The 14,617-nt window shown below is 72.5% G+C and carries 13 protein-coding genes; 10 read left to right on the forward strand and 3 right to left on the reverse strand.

Annotated features, from left to right (window positions below; genetic code table 11):
- The first annotated feature begins 93 nt into the window (after positions 1-93).
- The 7 genes from ccmI to J2W78_RS21605 all read left to right on the forward strand — a co-directional run bounded on the left by ccmI (position 94) and on the right by J2W78_RS21605 (position 7,466).
- Entirely contained in the window at positions 94-1,650 is a 1,557-nt protein-coding gene (ccmI, locus tag J2W78_RS21575) for a c-type cytochrome biogenesis protein CcmI (protein ID WP_253374114.1), read from the forward strand.
- A 160-nt stretch (positions 1,651-1,810) separates the two neighbouring features.
- Positions 1,811-2,320 (forward strand): cytochrome c maturation protein CcmE, encoded by a 510-nt coding sequence (ccmE, locus tag J2W78_RS21580; protein ID WP_253373638.1) that lies wholly within the window; start codon positions 1,811-1,813, stop codon positions 2,318-2,320.
- A 46-nt stretch (positions 2,321-2,366) separates the two neighbouring features.
- Complete coding sequence (locus J2W78_RS21585; RefSeq protein ID WP_253373639.1) at positions 2,367-4,367, forward strand: heme lyase CcmF/NrfE family subunit; 2,001 nt, start codon at positions 2,367-2,369, stop codon at positions 4,365-4,367.
- Complete coding sequence (locus tag J2W78_RS21590; protein WP_253373640.1) at positions 4,364-4,825, forward strand: cytochrome c-type biogenesis protein; 462 nt, start codon at positions 4,364-4,366, stop codon at positions 4,823-4,825. The genes J2W78_RS21585 and J2W78_RS21590 overlap by 4 nt, the downstream gene beginning before the upstream one ends.
- A gap of 112 nt (positions 4,826-4,937) precedes the next feature.
- The gene (locus tag J2W78_RS21595; RefSeq protein WP_253373641.1) at positions 4,938-5,615 is read left to right on the forward strand and encodes a DUF1007 family protein; all 678 of its coding nucleotides are present in this window, start codon (positions 4,938-4,940) and stop codon (positions 5,613-5,615) included.
- A complete protein-coding gene (locus tag J2W78_RS21600; protein WP_253373642.1) occupies positions 5,606-6,619 on the forward strand; it encodes a nickel/cobalt transporter in 1,014 nt (337 codons plus the stop codon). The genes J2W78_RS21595 and J2W78_RS21600 overlap by 10 nt, the downstream gene beginning before the upstream one ends.
- A 115-nt stretch (positions 6,620-6,734) precedes the next feature.
- Complete coding sequence (locus tag J2W78_RS21605; protein ID WP_253373643.1) at positions 6,735-7,466, forward strand: hypothetical protein; 732 nt, start codon at positions 6,735-6,737, stop codon at positions 7,464-7,466.
- On the opposite strand, the gene J2W78_RS21610 is transcribed toward J2W78_RS21605, so the two are convergent.
- Positions 7,457-8,068, reverse strand: coding sequence for a histidine phosphatase family protein (locus J2W78_RS21610; RefSeq protein ID WP_253374115.1), 612 nt, complete (start codon positions 8,066-8,068; stop codon positions 7,457-7,459). The two genes, J2W78_RS21605 and J2W78_RS21610, sit on opposite strands and share 10 nt — an antisense overlap.
- A 244-nt stretch (positions 8,069-8,312) precedes the next feature.
- On the opposite strand from J2W78_RS21610, the gene J2W78_RS21615 reads away from it, so the two are divergent.
- Genes J2W78_RS21615 through J2W78_RS21625 form a run of 3 tightly spaced genes read left to right on the forward strand, consistent with a single transcriptional unit; the run spans position 8,313 to position 11,965 of the window.
- Positions 8,313-10,499, forward strand: coding sequence for a marine proteobacterial sortase target protein (locus J2W78_RS21615; protein WP_253373644.1), 2,187 nt, complete (start codon positions 8,313-8,315; stop codon positions 10,497-10,499).
- Positions 10,496-11,113 carry a class GN sortase gene (locus J2W78_RS21620; RefSeq protein WP_253373645.1) on the forward strand — a complete coding sequence of 206 codons (618 nt, stop codon included), beginning with the start codon at positions 10,496-10,498 and terminating at the stop codon, positions 11,111-11,113. The genes J2W78_RS21615 and J2W78_RS21620 overlap by 4 nt, the downstream gene beginning before the upstream one ends.
- 51 nt (positions 11,114-11,164) lie before the next feature.
- Positions 11,165-11,965, forward strand: a complete 801-nt coding sequence (locus J2W78_RS21625) for a helix-turn-helix domain-containing protein (protein ID WP_253373646.1) — start codon at positions 11,165-11,167, stop codon at positions 11,963-11,965.
- Positions 11,966-11,969: 4 nt separating this feature from the next.
- On the opposite strand, the gene sugE is transcribed toward J2W78_RS21625, so the two are convergent.
- Positions 11,970-12,290 carry a quaternary ammonium compound efflux SMR transporter SugE gene (gene sugE, locus J2W78_RS21630; protein ID WP_253373647.1) on the reverse strand — a complete coding sequence of 107 codons (321 nt, stop codon included), beginning with the start codon at positions 12,288-12,290 and terminating at the stop codon, positions 11,970-11,972.
- A gap of 140 nt (positions 12,291-12,430) precedes the next feature.
- Positions 12,431-14,452, reverse strand: coding sequence for a penicillin-binding protein 1C (gene pbpC / locus J2W78_RS21635; protein WP_253373648.1), 2,022 nt, complete (start codon positions 14,450-14,452; stop codon positions 12,431-12,433).
- Between the last annotated feature and the right edge of the window lie 165 nt (positions 14,453-14,617).

The raw sequence follows: 14,617 nt of genomic DNA on the forward strand, positions 1-14,617 counted from the left end.
TCGCTCGCGCGTGACGACGTGTCACTTCGGGGCGATGTCGTGCGGGCCCCGCTCGGGCTCTACACGGGGCCGAGCTTAAAAACTTTGGGTCTGATGACGGCGATCTGGTTCATCCTGGCGGCCATGACCGGCGCAGCCGTGTTCGCGCTGCTTTGGCCGATGTCGCGCCGCCGCCGGCACGGGGTCGGGCCGGAGGCGGAGGGCGGCAACGGGCTCGCCACCGAGACCGGCTTCTACGAGGATCAACTCGCCGAGATCGAGCGCGATCTCGGCCGCGGCCTCATCGCCCCGGCGGAGGCCGAGGCAGCGCGCGCCGAGGCCGCACGCCGGTTGCTGCGAGCGAGCCGCGAGGAGCAGGCGGACGGGTCGGGGCCTGCGCCGATCGCCGAGCCGCATCTGCGCCAGCGCCGGGCGGCCTCCGCCTTCGCGCTCTCGACGATCCCCCTCGTCGCGCTCGTCGTCTACGGCCTCTACGGCTCGCCGAACCTCCCCTCGCAGACCGACGCCGACCGCAAGGCGACGCGGGCCGGCGCGCAGGATCTGATGACCGCCATCGGCCAGATCGAGGCACGGCTCGCCAACCACCCGGACGACGTCCGCGGCTGGAGCGTGCTCGGCCCCGTCTACATGCGGCTGGGTCGGTTCGACGACGCGGCCCGCGCCTACGCGGCGCTGGTCCGCCTCAAGGGCGAGGACGCCCAGGCTCTGTCCGATTGGGGCGAGGCCCTGGTCGCGGCCGCCGACGGCACGGTCTCGCCGGAGGCGCGCAAGGTGCTGGGCCGGGCGCTCGCCGCCGACCCGAAGGCGGCCAAGCCCCAGTTCTATCTCGCCCGCGGCGACGAGCAGTCCGGCGACGTAGCCGGCGCCGTGCGGCGGCTGGAAGCGATGGCGGCCTCCGCCCCCGCGGACGCACCCTGGCTGCCGACGGTGCGCGAGAACCTCGCCCGGCTGAAGGGTGAGACCATGGCCGCGCCGAAGGCCGGAGGAGAAGCCGGGGAGGGCGTCAAGGACGCCGCCAAGGAAGGCGCGATGTCCGAGGCGCCGGTGGCCGGGCCGGGCGGCAACATCCAGGCTCTGCCCCCCTCGGAGCGGATCGACGCGATTCGCGGCATGGTCGAGGGGCTGGAGCGGCGCTTGGCCAAGCAGGGCGGCAGCGCCGACGAGTGGCTGCGCCTCGTGCGCTCCCACGCGGTGCTCGGCGAGCGCGACAAGGCGCTCGATGCGCTGGAGCGCGGGCGCAAGGCGTTTCCCGACGATAAGGAGGCGCAGGCGCGTTTCGATGCGCAGGCCCACGAACTCGGCCTCGCCGGGGCCGGGGCACCCCCGCCGAAGGCAGAGAACGGCGAAAAGTCCGGCGAGAAGAATGCGGCGGAGCCCGACGCCGCCACCGCGATCCGAGCGATGCCGCCGGCCGAGCGCGAGGCGGCGATCCGCGGTATGGTCGCGAGCCTCGACCGGCGGCTCGCCGCCAAGGGCGGCAGCGCCGACGAGTGGATGCGGCTCGTGCGCTCCTACGGCGTGATCGGCGATCGGGCCGCCGCAGCCCGGGCCCTCGACCGGGCCAGGATGGCGCTCGCCGCCAACCCGAACGCCGTGGAACGCCTCGATGCGCTCGGCAAGGAACTCGGTCTGACACCGGCTCAACCGTAGCGGAAGGCCGCCCCTGACAATCGGTCCCGCCCGTTCAACCTTGACCCCGCGGGCGGGCGGGCCGAAACCGGTCTCTTGATCCTCAGCAGACGTCGGACCACCATCAGGCCTTCAAGCCTGAAGGAACGAGAAGAAGCCGACGAACCGGGACGGAACCGTCGTGACCCGCAAGAGCCGCCGCCTGATCCTCATCGCCGCCTGCGGCGCCGTGCTGGCCCTGGCGCTCGGGCTGATCCTGTCGGCGATGAGCGGCTCGATCGTGTTCTTCCGCTCCCCCGCCGATGTGGCGGCGCAGGGTGTGGCGCCGGGCACCCGCTTCCGCCTCGGCGGCCTCGTCAAGGACGGCTCGGTGAAGCGCGGGCCCGATCAGAACGTCGAATTCGCGGTGACGGACACCAACGCCACGGTTCCCGTACAGTATCGCGGCCTGCTGCCGGACCTGTTCCGCGAGGGCCAGGGCATCGTCGCCGAGGGCACGCTCGATGTCGGCGGCGTGTTCCGGGCCGACACGGTGCTGGCCAAGCACGACGAGAATTACATGCCCCGCGAGGTCGCCGACGCCCTGAAGGCGCAGGGACGCTGGCAGGAAGGCGGGGGCAAGGAAGCCCCCAAGGACGCGGCGAAGCCCGAGACGGCCGACGCCACCCTGGGCCAGCGCAGCGAGCGGTGAAAGATTCCATGACCGTCCGGACCGAAACCGCGCGAGGGAACTGCCGGTGATCGTCGAAATCGGCCATTACGCGCTGGCGCTCGCGCTGGCGCTCTCCCTGGTGCAGGCGGTGATGCCCGCTTGGGCCGCCCGCTCGGGCGACGGGGCGTTGCGCGAGGTGGCGGGGCCCGCCGCGCTCGGCACCTTCGCCTGCATCCTGTTCGCCTTCTGCGCGCTGACCTACGCGCACGTGACGTCGGACTTCTCGGTCCAGAACGTCGTCGAGAACTCGCACACCGCCAAGCCCTTGATCTACAAGATCTCCGGCGTCTGGGGGAACCACGAGGGCTCGATGCTCCTCTGGGTGCTGATCCTCGCTTTGTTCGGCGCCTGGGTCGCCACCGCCAAGACCTCCGTGCCACCGGTGCTGCGCACCAACGCGCTGATGGTTCAGGCGAGCATTACCTTCGTGTTCGTGCTGTTCATCATCACGACCTCGAATCCCTTCGCCCGCGTCGCGCCGGCGCCGCTGGAGGGCAACGACCTCAACCCGCTGCTGCAGGATTTCGGCCTCGCGATCCATCCGCCGCTGCTCTATCTCGGCTATGTCGGCTTCTCGGTGACCTTCGCCTTCGCCGTCGCCGCCTTGATCGAGGGGCGCATCGATGCCGTCTGGGCGCGGGCGGTGCGGCCCTGGGCCCTGATCGCCTGGAGCTTCCTGACGCTTGGCATCGCCATGGGCTCGTACTGGGCCTATTACGAACTCGGCTGGGGCGGCTGGTGGTTCTGGGATCCGGTCGAGAACGCCTCGCTGATGCCCTGGATCGCCGGCACGGCGCTGTTGCACTCCATCGTCGTCATGGAAAAGCGCGACGCGCTCAAGGTCTGGACGGTCCTGCTCGCCATCCTCACCTTCTCGCTCTCGCTGGTCGGCACCTTCATCGTCCGCTCGGGGCTGCTCACCTCGGTGCACAGCTTCGCTTCCGATCCGAGCCGCGGCGTGTTCATCCTCGCGATCCTCGCGCTGTTCATCGGCGGCGCGCTGACCCTGTTCGCGTGGCGGGCGCCGAGCTTGCGCCAGGGCGGCCTGTTCGCGCCGATCTCCCGCGAGGGCGCTCTGGTGATGAACAACCTGTTCCTCGTCGCCGCCTGCGCCACGGTGTTCGTCGGCACGCTCTACCCGCTGCTGCTGGAGATGCTGACGGGCGAGAAGATCTCGGTCGGCCCGCCCTTCTTCAACTGGACCTTCATCCCGCTAGCGCTGCCGCTCCTCGTGATCGTGCCGTTCGGGCAGGCGCTGGCATGGAAGCGGGGGGATGCCGCCGCCGCCGCGCAGCGCCTGCTCGCCGCCTTCGCGGTGGCCCTCGTCGTCGCGCTCGGCGCGGCGGCTCTGGCCTGGGGCGGCCCGGTCATGGCACCGGTCGGCCTGGGCTTCGGCGCCTACCTCATCATCGGGTCGGTCCTTGAGATCTGGGCGCGCGCTCGCGGCTATGGCCACAACCGGACGCGCGATCTTGGCACCACTTGGCGCCGGGCGATCGGCCTGCCGCGCTCGGCCTGGGGCACGGCTCTGGCCCATGCCGGCGTCGGCGTCGTCGTGCTCGGCATCGCCGGGCAGGGTTGGGCGACGGAGGGGCTGGCCACGATCCGGCCGGGCGGCCAGGTCGCCTCCGGCCCCTACGTCGCCACCCTCGACCGTGTCGGCCCGACCAAGGGCGAGAACTACGAGGAGACCACCGCCTTCCTGACGCTGCGCAACCGCGCGGGCGACTACGTGGGCACGACCGAGACCGGAAAGCGCTTCTACCCGTCCCGCCGGATGACGGTGACCGAATCCGGCCTGAAGACGGTCGGCGTCAGCCAGATCTACGCCAGCCTCGGCGAGGTGATGCCCGACGGCTCGATCGGCATGCGTCTCTACTACAAGCCGCTGGTGCTGCTGATCTGGATCGGTTCGCTCATCATGGCGGCCGGCGGCGGCCTCTCGCTCACCGACCGGCGCATGCGCGTCGGCGCCCCCGTCAAGGCGCGCGCCAAGCTGCCGCCCGCCGCGGTGCCCGCCGAATGACCCACCTCCGCTCCACGATCGCCGCGCTCGGCTTGAGCCTCGCCGCGCTCCCTGCCCTCGCGGTGCAGCCGAACGAGGTGCTGAAGGATCCCGCCATGGAGGCGCGGGCGCGGCACATCTCGGAGGGCCTGCGCTGCCTCGTCTGCCAGAACCAGTCGATCGACGATTCCGACGCGCCGCTCGCCAAGGATCTGCGCGTGCTGGTGCGCGAGCGGCTCAAGGAGGGCGACAGCAACGGTCAGGTCATCGATTACGTCGTGGCCCGCTACGGCGAGTTCGTGCTGCTGCGCCCCGTCTTCGGTTGGCATACGCTGCTGCTGTGGCTGAGCCCGCTGCTCGCGGTGGGTCTCGGCGCCTTCGGTATCTGGCGTCTGTCGCGCCGCCGCCCGCCGACACGGGTAGCGGGTCTGTCCAAGGCGGAGGAAGCCGAGGTCGAGGCGCTGCTCAAGCGGCCGTAAGCGCAAGGGGGTCGGCAGAGGCGCCCCGGCGCCCTGCTTTCGCCCGATCGGGCGGGCAGGATCCGGCCCATCGTCGTCACCGCCGACCTGCCGCGAGCCTCCCCCGAGCGCCATGCCGATCGCCGCCTCTCTCCGATATCGCGCCCTCGCCGCCGCGCTCGGCCTCGTCGCCAGCCTCGCGACCGTGAGCTCGGCCTGGGCCCACCCCCATGTCTGGATCACGGCCAAGGCCGAACTCTCCTACGAGGCGGGCCGCGTCACCGGCATCCGTCATGCCTGGACCTTCGATCCCGAATACACCGCCTTCCTGACGCAGGGGCTGGACGCCAACGGCGATGGCAAGGTCTCGCCCGAGGAGCTTCAGGGCTCGGCCACGGAGCATGCAGGCAACCTCGCCGAGTTCGCCTACTTCACGAAGCTCAAGGTGGCCGGCAAGGAGCAAGGCTTCGCCGAGCCGCAGGAGGCGCGCATGGCGATGGAGGGCGGCCGGCTCACCCTGAGCTTCCTGCTGCCGCTGAAGACTCCCGCCGTGCAGGGCAAGGGCGTCGCGGCGGTCGAGGTCTACGATCCGACCTACTTCATCGCCTTCAGCCTCGCCGACGGGGCCGACGCGATGCGCCTCGCCGGTGCCGCCCCCGGCTGCAGCATGACCGTGACGCGGGCGAAGAACACCGAACCGACGGTGGCCTCCGCCGGCCAGTCGATGACCGAGGCGATGTTCGAGGCACTGACCGCCGCCTCGAATTACGGCGAGCAGTTCGCCAACCGGGCCATCGTCGCATGTCCCTGACCGCCGCCCTGCGCCCCGCGGGTCTGGCGGGCGGGCGGTGGCCGCTGCGGCTGGCACTCGCTGCCGGGGCGGTCGTGGCGGCTGGCGCTCTCCTCGCCGGTATCGCCTGGGCGCTCGGCCCCGTCGCCGCGCCGCCGCCGCGCTCGCCCTTCGGCATCGGCTTCCGCGAAGCCGCGCCCGCGACGACCGGGCTCGGCGGCTGGCTGCTCGCGGTGCAGTCCAATTTCTCCAGCAACCTTCGCGCGGCCGTGACGGCGCTGAAGGCCGGCGGCCCCTGGATGCCGCTGATCGTGATGGGCTTTGCCTACGGCGTGTTCCACGCCGCCGGGCCAGGCCACGGCAAGGCGGTGATCGCCGGCTACATCGTGGCGGGCGAGCGCACGCTGCGGCGCGGCTTCGCCCTGAGCGCTGCCGCAGCCCTGCTCCAGGCTTGTGTCGCCATCGCCATCGTGCTCGTCGGCGTCCTCGTCCTCAACACGACCGCTGCCGGGATGACGCGGGCCGGCACCCTGATCGAGACCGTGAGCTTTGCCCTCGTGGCGGCGCTCGGCGCCGCGGTGACGTGGCGTAAGGCCGGGCGGCTCGCCGGCCTCGCCACCGATGCGCCGCCCGAGGCGTGCGGCCCCGGCTGCGGCCATACCCACCTGACCGATGCCGCCGCCCTCGACCGGCTCGGCGGCTGGCGCGAACGGGCCGGCGTGGTGCTCGCCGCGGGCTCGCGCCCCTGCGCCGGGGCGGTGCTGATCCTCGTGTTCTGCGCTGCGCAAGGCCTGCTCGCCGCCGGCATCGCCGCGACCTTCGCCATGGCGTTCGGCACCGCGCTCACCACCGGAGCGCTCGCAAGCCTTGCGGTGTTCGCCAAGGCCCTGGCGCTGCGGCTTGCGGGCGGGCGTGGGCAGGCTGGCGCGCTGGCGGTCGGCGGGCTCGAATTGCTGGCCGGGGCTTTTGTGCTGGTGCTCGGGCTCGCCATGCTGTCGGGTGTAGCCTCCGGCCTGGGTGGCTAAAGCATCGTCCCGAAAGGTGGCCGCCGGCTTTCGGGAAAAGACGATGCTTTTGACAGCCCTCTCGCCAAGGCCCACGCAGCCGTGCAAGCTTCTCCCGGATCGGGAGGAGCCCTGCTTGAGCGAACACCACGCCCTCGACGTCTTCGCGCCCCTCCTCAACTGGCGGCTCCTGAAGGGCTCGCACGCCTTCCCCGGACCGGACGGGGGCACCTGCATCAACGAGGCGGCGATGGTCGCGGCGGGGCTGCCCTACCGGGCGATCACCGCGAGCGACCAGTGTCCGCCGTGCTTCTCGCGCCCGCTTGCGGCCTACGCGCTCGGTCTCAACGACGCCATGCCGGAGGCCGCGCGGCAGGGGCTGATGGCGTTCGTGCTGCGGCTCTCCGGCTCGGCGGATGCGCCTGCGGTCGAGGCTGCCCGCACCACCTTCCTGGCGCTCGAGAGCGCCCGCCGCATCCTGCCGCCGCTCCTTGATGCAGCCGGATTGCCGGCGCTCGCCGCACGCTGCGAGACGGCCTCCGATGCGGGGGCGGCCATGGTCGTGCTCCGCACCGCCGAGATGCAGGGCGGTGCGCTGTCTTACGCCGCCGCCGGCCGCCACGCCTGGATCGTGGGTGCGCGCGCCTCCGCCGTGTCGCGCACCGCCACGGCGGCGTTGCGCGCCTTCGACGACCCGCGCAGCGCCGCCGAGGTGGCGGAGGGGGCGGCCCCCTTCGCGGAGGGGACGTGGCGGGCCGCGCTCGGCCTCCTCGACGCGGCGCTTCGGATCGGCCGGCAGGCGCCGGAAATCGACCTGATGTCCGCGCATGCGCGTCTGGAAGCGGCGCGGGCCAGCGTTCAGCCGTAGGCGCGCGGGCGCGGCTCCGCCGTGAGGTCGACGTCGAGCGCCTCGCAGTTGGCGAGCCAGCGCCCGGTCAGGTGGTAGAAGAAGGTGCAGTGGCCGACGACCGCGATGGTCCGCTCCGGCCGCGCCCGCAGCCAGTCGCGAAACCCAGAGACGCGCTGGTCGAACAGCATCCGCGGCTCGACGTGCCAGCCCTCGGGCCCGGCCTCGCCGTCCGCGTACCACCACGTCTCGGGAAGATGGCCGACTTGGAAGGCCGGAAATTCCTGCGCCAGCACCGAGGCCGCCCGGCCGATGTCGCAACTGCTCTCCTGGCATTCGCGGTGGAGCACCTCCACCAGCACGTCGGGCCCGGCCGGGTGATCGGAGAAGATCCCGGCAGTGGTCTGGAGCGCCCGGGTCAGCGGCGAGGTGACGACGAGTTCGAAGGGGATACCGCGCAGCGCCATCCGGGCCGCGGCAACCTGCGCGTGGCCGCGCTCGGACAGGCGCGCATCGATGTGGCCGGGGTCGCGCCCCGTCGCCTCGTGATGCGCGTTGAAGGTCGATTCGCCGTGGCGGATGCAGACGATGCGGGTGGCGGAGGGCGGGGTCGAGCGGGACATCGCCCCGATGTAGGCGGATCCCGCGCCGCGGGAAGCGGCCGTGACGCCGCGCCCGATCTTCCGCACCGATCCGGACGAAGCGTCACAGTAAGCGGCGAATGGCGCCGCTTTCCGGACATCGCGCGCCGCCCGGGTGCGGAGCGGGGCCGAAGGTGGGCGAAGCGTCCCGTGGCAGCGCGGCACCCACTGGAGGAGCCTTGGCAGGAACCGGCCGCCGCGCCGGCATCCGCCGATGGAGGCTTCCATGCTCTCGCTTCCCCACTCCCCGCTGCCACACTCGCCGCTCGCGCACCCGGCTCCCGGCCTGACGCGCAACCTGCTGCTCGGGCCGCTGATCGCCCTGTTGCTCGCGCTCGTTGCCGGCATTGCGCCGGCAAGGGCACAGGATTCGAGGGCACAGGACGGCAGCGGCACGCTGTTGCTGCGCTTCGAGGGCGGGGCGCCCGTCGAGGCGCCCCGCCTGAAGGCGGATGCCGCGATCACCGTAAGCGGCCCGACGGCGCGGGCGACGATCACCCAGGCCTTCCGCAACACGACCACTGAATGGGTCGAGGGCACCTACCTGTTCCCGCTGCCGGAGGATGCGGCGGTTGATACGATGAAGCTCGTGGTCGGCGACCGGGTCATCGTCGCCGACATCCGCGAGCGCGAGGCGGCGCGGCGCGTCTACGAGGCAGCGAAGGCCGAGGGCAAGGCCGCCGCGCTCACCGAGCAGCAGCGTCCCAACCTATTCACCAATGCGGTCGCCAATATCGGCCCCGGCGAGACCGTGCTGGTGCAGATCGAGTACCAGCAGCCGGTGCGGTCCTCCGCCGGCACCTACGCCCTGCGCCTGCCGACCGTCGTCGCCCCGCGCTACAGCCCCGCGCCCCCGGCGGTGACCTCCGTCGTCGAGCGGGCCCCCGCCGCCGATCCCGTTCCGGATCGCGAAACGATCGCGGCCCCGGTGCTCGACCCGGCCCGCCACGCGCCGATCAACCCGCTGACGCTCACCATCGCTCTCAAGGCCGGCTTTGCCCTGGGCCAAGTGCGCAGCGCGACCCACGCAATCCGCGTCGAGGAAGTGTCCGGAAACGAGCGCCGCATCACGCTCGCCGACGGCGCCACCGCCACCGACCGCGATTTCGAGCTGACCTGGACCGCCGCCCCCGGCGAGGCGCCCTCGGTCGGCCTGTTCCGCGAGCGGGTCGCGGGGGCTGAGGCGGTGCTCGCCGTGGTGACCCCGCCGGAGACCGCGAGCCCGGCCGCAACCGTCCCTCGCGACGTGGTGTTCGTCATCGATAATTCCGGCTCCATGGGCGGCGCCTCGATGCGCCAGGCCAAGGCGGGCCTGCTGATCGGCCTCGACCGGCTGGGCGCAAATGACCGCTTCAACGTGATCCGCTTCGATCACAGCTTCGACACGCTGTTCCCGGATCTGGTGGCCGCCGACGCGCACCATCTGGCGCGCGCCAAAAGCTTCGTGGCGGGACTCCAGGCGAGCGGCGGCACGGAGATGCTGGCGCCGCTCCAGGCCGCCTTGCGGGACGCGACGCCGGAGGAGACGGCGCGCCTGCGCCAGGTCGTGTTCCTCACCGACGGCGCCATCGGCAACGAGGCGCAGATCTTCTCGGCCATCGCGACGGAGCGCGGGCGCTCGCGGCTGTTCATGGTCGGCATCGGCTCGGCCCCGAACGGCTACCTGATGCGCCACGCCGCCGAACTCGGGCAGGGCAGCTTCACCCAGATCGACACGCCCGATCAGGTGACCGAGCGGATGCGCGCCCTGTTGGTGAAGCTGGAGAGTCCCGCCGTCACCGACCTGACCGCGACCTTCTCCGAGCCCGGCATCGACGTGACGCCGGCCCGCCTGCCCGACCTGTACCGGGGCGAGCCGCTCACCCTCTCGGCCCGGATGGGGCAGGCCCGCGGCACCCTGACCCTCACCGGCCGGATCGGCGGCCAACCCTGGCAGACGCTTCTGCACCTCGATGCGGCGCAGGAGGGAACCGGCATCGGCAAGCTCTGGGCGCGTGCGAAGATCGCCGAGGCCGAGACCGCGCGGCTGACCGGCGGGCTCTCGCCGGAGGCGGCCGACGCGGCGATCCTGCGGCTGGCTCTCGACCACGGGCTGACGACCCGCCTGACCTCGCTCGTGGCGGTGGACGCTACCCCGCGCCGGCCGGCCGGGATGCGCCTTGCCAGCACCGAACTGCCGCTTAACCTGCCGGCCGGCTGGGACTTCGAGACGGTGTTCGGCACGCAGGACGAGGCTCCGCAGCTTCCCCCGCCGCCGCGCCAGCGCCGCGCCGCGGCCTCGGCCACGCAGATGGCCGCCGCGCAGGCGGTGGCGCTGCCGCAGACCGCCACGGATTTCGAGATCCGCGCATGGCTCGGGGCGCTGCTGCTGGCGCTCGGTCTCCTCCTCTCCCGCCGCCGGCTCGCAGCGTGAGCGGGTGCGCACAACAGGGCGCCGCACCGTGGTGCTCGGGCCGGAGGGGCCTCGCCGCCCTTCCGGCCTTCCTGCTCGTCGCGGCCGGCTTGGTTCTGCTGGCGCAGGCGGCCTGGATTCCGGCCAAGGCCGCCCTGGCGCAGGTGCTGCTGGAGCGCGCCTTCGCCCGCACCCTGGCCGAGGGCGTGGCCGTCCCTCCCTGGCCCTGGGCCGATACGGTGCCGGTCGCCCGCATCGGCTTCCCGCGGCTCGGCGAGCATTACGTGGTGCTCGCCGGTTCGAGCGGGCAGGCGCTGGCCTTCGGGCCCGGCCATGTCGAGAGCACGCCGGAGGCGGGCGAACCGGGAACGGCGGTCTATGCCGCCCACCGCGACACCCAGTTCCGTAGTCTCGGACGGCTCTCCATCGGTGATCTCATCGAAGTGGTGCGCCGCGATCGCGTCAGCGTCCGCTTCCGCGTCACCGGGAAACGGGTCGTGCGCTGGGACGCATCCGGCCTCGATCCGGCCGCGCCGGGCCGCCGCCTCGTGCTCGCCACCTGCTGGCCGCTCGACGCGGTGACGCCGGGGCCGGAGCGCTTGCTGGTGGAGGCGGATGCGGTCACCGAGCCTTGACGCCTCCCTCACCTGTGCGGTTCTGTGCGGATCCGTCCGGAACCGCACGCCATGTCGCTGATCGAGGCCGATCACCCCGAGACCGAACTGCCCGACGGGCAGAGCCGCGCCATCGCGGACGCCGTGCGTGAGGCGCTGGCCCGCCGCCGCATGTCCCGGCAGGCGCTCGCGGACGCGGCCCGCATCAGCATCTCGACCCTCGAGAAGGCGCTGTCGGGCCGCCGGCCCTTCACCCTGGCGACCACGCTGCGCCTGGAGGAGGCGCTGGGCCTTCCCCTAAGGGTGCAAACCACCGTGCTGCCCCTCGCGATTGCGGAGAAGGCGCGCCACGCGCCGGAGGAGTTCGGCTCCTACACCCGCGAGGCGGTGGCCTTCCTGACCGGGCGCTACCTGACGCTGCGCCCCTCCTTCGGGCAGGCGGGGGCGATCTTCGCCTACCGCACCGAGATCGCTTGGGACGCCGACAGCGCCCGGCTCGTCTTCCGCGAGGCCGAGCGGCTCGACGCGCCGTTCGCGCAATCCGGCACCGTCTCGGTGCCGAACCAATCGGGCCAGATCTACCTCGTCACCAACTTCCAGGGGCAGTACCGCCTCGCCGTGCTCGGACGCCCGACGATCCAGGGCGAGATGTTCGGCATCCTGACGACCCTGTTCTCCGGCCGCGGCACCCAGCTCACCCCGGCCGCGGCCCCGCTCGCCCTGGTGCCGGAGCGCGGGGCGCTGGCGGAGGGTGCGCAGTACGGGCGCATCACCACCGGGATGGCCTGCGAGCCGGCCTACCGGCGCATCCTCGACCGGGTGCGCGAGGATGTGTTCGCGGTGTTTCCGGGGTGCGGGGAGGGAGCGGCCTGAAGCGTCAGGCCGTGCTCGATAGCTTCATCAGCACGAGGCCGCCGACGATCAGCAGCGCCGCCACGATGCGGGTGGCGTTCATCGCCTCGCCGAGAAAGGCGATGCCGACGATGAAGGCGCCGACGGCACCGATGCCTGTCCAGATCGTGTAGGCGGTGCCGAGCGGCAGGCTGCGCATCGCCCAGGCGAGGCAACCGAAGCTCAAGGCCATGGTCACGAGGGTGATGACGCTGGGCCAGAGGCGCGAGAACCCCTCCGACTGCTTCATCGAGAAGGCCCAGACGACCTCCAGCAAACCGGCAACGACAAGAACGATCCAGGCCACGGCAACCTCATGGGGCGCATGAGCCGGGCCGTCCCGGACTTGGGCCCCTGGATGGGGGAGGACGTTGCCTCGCAGACGCTTCACCTAAAGCGGAGGCTGGAAGAGTCACGTGTGAGGCCGCACCAAAAAAACGCCAGTCGCTATTCCAGCCGTACCACCACGCTGTCGCTGGCGCCCGCCGCATCCATCACCGAAATCCGGGCGAAGCCTGCCCCCTCCGGGCTCCATTCCGACTGCCGGCGCATCGCCTCCGCGACCGGCAGGCCATCGACCATCCAGGTCAGCGGCGGCTGGCCGCCCAGGGCTTTGAGGGCGAGGCGGGCCTGCGCGCCCTCACTCAAACCAAGATCGACCCGGGCGCCGTCCGGCGGGTAGGCGATCTTGAGGGGCACGCCGAGCGTCGCGGCGAAAGTTTTTGGGGCATCCCGGCGGATGTGGCGCAGGGGCGGGGGCAGGGCCATGGTCGCGACGACCAGCGCGTCGCGGGGCCGGGGGAGGGCCTCCGGCTCGCCGCCGAACCGGGCGAAGGCATCGAACAGGATCGGCGCGGCTTGGGCACGCCCGACGAGCCCCGGCACCGAGGCGCCGTCCGGGCGGCCGATCCAGACGGCGATCGTCACGCGGGCATCGAACCCCACCGCCCAGGCGTCGCGGTAGCCGTAGGAGGTGCCGGTCTTGAAGCTGATCCGGCCGGGCAGGGCGTTCTCCGGGGGCGGAGCGCCGCGCAGGGTGTCGGCGACGTACCAGGCCGCCACCGGGTCGGCGATGCGCCGCTCCGGCTCGGGCGCGGCGGCGGGACCGTCGAGGCGCCGGACCAGCGCCGGCACGCTGCCCCCTCGGGCGAGCCCCGCATAGAGCCGGGCGAGGTCGGTGAGCGTGATGCCGAGGCCGCCGAGCGCCACGGGCAGGCCCGGCGCCGTGTCGCGCGGTAGCAGGATCGTCGCGCCGGCGCCCCGCAGCCGCGCGATGAAGCGGGCGGCGCCGACCGCCTCCAGAAGCTCGACCGCGGGCAGGTTCAGCGATTGCTGGAGTGCGACCCGCGCCGTCACCGTGCCGCGATACCCCATGTCGAAGTTTTCCGGGGCGTAGCTCGCGGCAAAGCGCGCCGGGCGGTCGTCGAGCAGCGTTTCCGGGTGGGCGAGCCCGTCCTCGAAGGCGAGCGCGTAGATGAACGGCTTCAAGGCCGAGCCCGGCGAGCGCACTGCCTGCGTGGCATCGACGGCACCCGCGCGGGCAGCGTTGAGGTAGCCGGCGCTGCCGACATGGGCGAGCACCGCGCCGGTGCGGTTGTCGAGGGCGAGGATCGCGGCGGAGAGCGCCGGGCCGGCGGCAGTCGCGCGCTCGGTCGCCAGTGCCTCGAGGCTCGCCTGAAGGCGCGCGTCGAGCGTCAGATGCTGCACCCGCGCTGACCCGTCGGCGGCATGCGCCTGCTCGGCGGCATGGGCCGCGAGCATCGGGAATTGTTTGCGGAGTGCCGGCACCGGCTCGGCCTTGGCGGCCTGCGCTTCGTCGGCGGTCAGCACGCCGCGCTCGGCGGCGATGTCGAGCACCCGGTCGCGGGCGCGCCGGGCGTTGGCGGCGAAGCGGTCGGGCCGGCGCGCCTCCGGCGCCTGCGGCAGGGCGACGAGGAGCGCGCTCTCGGCAAACGACAGCCGGGCCGGCTCGCGGCCGAAATAGGCAAGGCTTGCCGCCCGCACCCCCTCGACCGGGCCGCCATAGGGGGCGAGCGCGAGGTAGAGGTCGAGCACGCCGGATTTGCCGAGCGTCCGCTCCAGCTCGACCGCGCGGACCATCTGCCGGAGCTTGGCCAGCAGCGAGCGCTCCGCGCGTGGCTCGACGAGGCGGGCGACCTGCATCGACAGCGTCGAGCCGCCCGACACGATTTTCCTATGCGCGAGCCATTGCCACGCAGCGCGAGCCGTCGCCGCCGGGTCGATGCCGGGATGGCTGTCGAAGCGGCGGTCCTCGTAGGCCTTGAGCATGGCCAGGTACCGCGAATCGATCGCGTCCGCGGTGACGGGCAGGCGCCAGCGCCCGTCGGCGGTGGCGAAGGGGCGCAGCAACTGGCCCTTCCGGTCGAGGATGACGGTGGAGCGCAAGCTCGCCTGGGTCAGGTCGAGGGGCGGGAGCGTGGCGGCGTAGCGCCAGAGGGCGCCTGTCATCAGAGCGACGAGGACAACGGAGAAAGCGAGAGCAGCGCCGACCCGTCTCCCTCTCCCCGCGCGCGGGGAGAGGCCTGTCTGCACCTTGTCGTGCAGACAGGAAGCGGAGGCGGAGCCGGAGCGGCGGTGAGGAGGAGCCTCAGGAGGAGCTTCTTGCGGCGCCGC

The organism is Methylorubrum extorquens (genome assembly GCF_024169925.1).
Lineage (GTDB): Bacteria > Pseudomonadota > Alphaproteobacteria > Rhizobiales > Beijerinckiaceae > Methylobacterium > Methylobacterium extorquens_A.

What these genes read in the sequence shown, in the direction of transcription:
- ccmI (WP_253374114.1), top strand. Translation starts at nt 94, where the DNA reads ATGACGGCGATCTGGTTCATCCTGGCGGCCATGACCGGCGCAGCCGTG.
- J2W78_RS21590 (WP_253373640.1), top strand. Translation starts at nt 4,364, where the DNA reads ATGACCCACCTCCGCTCCACGATCGCCGCGCTCGGCTTGAGCCTCGCC.
- J2W78_RS21595 (WP_253373641.1), top strand. Translation starts at nt 4,938, where the DNA reads ATGCCGATCGCCGCCTCTCTCCGATATCGCGCCCTCGCCGCCGCGCTC.
- J2W78_RS21600 (WP_253373642.1), top strand. Translation starts at nt 5,606, where the DNA reads ATGTCCCTGACCGCCGCCCTGCGCCCCGCGGGTCTGGCGGGCGGGCGG.
- J2W78_RS21610 (WP_253374115.1), bottom strand. Translation starts at nt 8,068, where the DNA reads ATGTCCCGCTCGACCCCGCCCTCCGCCACCCGCATCGTCTGCATCCGC.
- J2W78_RS21615 (WP_253373644.1), top strand. Translation starts at nt 8,313, where the DNA reads ATGCTCTCGCTTCCCCACTCCCCGCTGCCACACTCGCCGCTCGCGCAC.
- J2W78_RS21625 (WP_253373646.1), top strand. Translation starts at nt 11,165, where the DNA reads ATGTCGCTGATCGAGGCCGATCACCCCGAGACCGAACTGCCCGACGGG.
- pbpC (WP_253373648.1), bottom strand. Translation starts at nt 14,452, where the DNA reads ATGACAGGCGCCCTCTGGCGCTACGCCGCCACGCTCCCGCCCCTCGAC.